Raw genomic sequence first — 2842 nt, 5'->3', positions numbered from 1 at the left:
AGGTTAAACGCGAAGTTTTGCCCTACCGGCGCATCATTGGTGTTGGTTACCTCTAATGTAAATGGCGTTAAACTGGCGCTATCTGTGCCATCGTTAACACTGATAGTAATAGCCGCGTAGCTGCCTACATCCTGGTTCTGTGGCGTGCCCGCTAATTCGCCCGTGCTGGTGTCAAAGCTTGCCCAACTTGGCTTATTAATGATGCTAAAAGTATGGGTATCTTGCGTATCGCTGTCTGTAAGGGTGGGTATAAAACTATACGCTGCATCTTCAGCTGTAGTTGTACTTGGTGAACCACTTAACACCGGTACGACATTATATTTTTTAGTTACTGTGGCAGTTACTGCTGCGCTGGCATTGCCTGCGGTGTCTGTAACTATTGCTGAGAACGTTAACACTCCCTCAGCCAATGTTGTAACATCGATACCTGTAATTTGCTGCGTAACAGCACTAATCGTTGCGTTACCAGTAACAGCATTACTGCCATCACTTACCTGGTAACTAAGCGAACCACTTCCTTCAAGCCCAGTAAAACTAACACTCATTGCAGATTCGTTATCCGCATTAATTAAGCTTTGATCAACGCTAACTGCATGCCCAGTTGGGGTGGTATTATCTAAAGTAATTGAGCTGGTCGCCGCAGGTGAAGTATTCCCTGCACTGTCAGTTTGCGTTACCGATACTGTTAAAGTGCCGTTATTAAGTGCACTTATATCTAACTCATTGCCGCTAAGCGTCCAATTTCCACCACTACCAGCTGTAACCGTGGCATTTACACCGCCAATATCAACATTAACTGCAGCGCCTGATTCTGCCCCAGAGCCGGTTATCAATACACTATCATCTTCACTAGCGTTAACTATGCCATCGACTTCGATTGGCGTATTAATAGTAACAACTAGCGGTGCACTGTTATCCAAGGTTATCGTCGTCGTTGCCGCTGGAGAAATATTACCCGCGCTGTCAGTTTGCGTTGCTGATACCGTTAATGTGCCATTATTTAATGCACTGATATCTAACTCATTACCACTGAGAGTCCAATTACCGTTGCTATCAGCAGTCACGGTGGCATTTACACCGCCAACATCAACCTTAACTGCAGCGCCTGATTCTGCCCCAGATCCTACAATTAATAACGCATTATCTTCAGCAGCATTCACAATGCCATCAACAGCGATCGGCGTTGTGATAGCCAATGCATTTGGCGCAACATTATCTAAGGTTATAGTGGTTGTAGCTGCAGATGAAATATTTCCTGCGCTATCGGTTTGCGTTGCAGATACTGTTAATGTGCCATTATTTAACGCGCTAATGTCTAATTCACTGCCATTAAGTGTCCAGTTACCGCTGCTATCAGCTATCACAGTGGCATTTATGCCGCTAATACCCACTGTCACTGTTGCGCCAGCTTCTGCACCTGACCCTGTGATCAACACAGCATTGTCTTCAGCCGCATTTACAATACCATCTACTGCAATCGGCGTTGTAATAGCCACCGCATTTGGTGCGATGTTATCTAATGTAATTGAAGTTGATGCGGCCGTTGAGATATTGCCCGCATCGTCGGTTTGTGTTGCCGAAACTGTCAATATGCCATTATTTAGAGCGCTGATATCCAGCTCATTACCTGATAATGTCCAATTACCACTTGAGTCTGCGGTAGTCGTTTTAGTCACCCCACCGATACTCACAGTGACTGTTGCGCCTGACTCTGCTCCCCCGCCTTGGACTAATACATCATTATCCTCCGCAGCGTTAACTTTACCATCCTCCTCAATAGGCGTAATAAAGGTTGGTGCGTTTGGTGCTTGGTTATCCAACGTTATTGTTGTAGTTGCAGCTATTGAGACATTACCTGCGCTATCGGCCTGAGTTGCCGAGACCGTCAGCGTACCATTATTCAGCGCACTGATATCCAGCTCGTTGCCCGATAATGTCCAATTACCACTTGAATCTGCAGTGGTGGTTTTAGATATACCATCAACATTTACTGTAACTGTTGCACCTGACTCTGCGCCAGATCCTTGCACTAGTACATCGTTATCTTCAACAGCATTAACTTTGCCGTCGCCTTCAATTGGCGTAGTAATCGTCAATGCATTTGGCGCTTGATTATCCAACGTAATTAATGCGGTTGCCGTAGTCGAGGTGTTACCCGCCGCATCACTTTGTGTGGCGCTGACGGTGAGCGTGCCATTATTAAAGCTGCTGACATCAAACTCACTACCACTGATAGTCCATGCCCCAGAGCCATCAGCCGTTACGGTACGTGATAAGTTATTCGCGCCATCGCTGATGGTCACACTGACGCTGGCATTAGCTTCCGCCCCGGAGCCGGTGATCACTACGTCACTGTCTTCCGCTGCGTTAACTTTACCATCGCCCTCTATCGGAGTGGCTATTGTCGGTGAATTCGGTGCTGTATTATCTAAAATCACCGCGGTGCTGGCTGCGCTGGAGGTGTTACCCGCCGCATCAGATTGTGTCGCGCTGACGGTGAGCGTGCCATTATTAAAGCTGCTGACATCAAACTCACTACCACTGATAGTCCATGTACCTGCGCCATCAGCCGTCACAGTCCGTGATAAGTTATTCGCGCCATCGCTGATAGTCACACTGACACTGGCATTGGCTTCTGCCCCAGAGCCGGTGATCAATACACTGCCATCTTCTACAGCATTGATCCGGCCATCAACCTCAATCGGGGTAGCAATCGACAAGGCATTCGGTGCTGCGTTATCTAAAATCACTGAGGTGCTGGCTGCACTGGAGGTGTTACCCGCCGCATCACTTTGTGTGGCGCTGACGGTGAGCGTGCCATTATTAAAGCTGCTGACATCAA

General features: G+C 47.5%; 1 protein-coding gene. It reads right to left on the bottom strand.

Going from position 1 to position 2842, the window contains the following annotated elements; translation table 11 throughout:
• Positions 1 to 2842, bottom strand: a 2842-nt coding sequence (locus tag H5182_RS08465; protein ID WP_220497082.1) for an Ig-like domain-containing protein, incomplete at both ends; no start/stop codon positions are given.

This window comes from Pseudoalteromonas sp. SG44-17 (assembly GCF_014164235.1).
Classification (GTDB): Bacteria; Pseudomonadota; Gammaproteobacteria; order Enterobacterales; family Alteromonadaceae; genus Pseudoalteromonas; species Pseudoalteromonas rhizosphaerae.
Note: the sequence above shows the minus strand (reverse complement) of the source record. Positions and strands in the feature narration are given on the sequence as shown.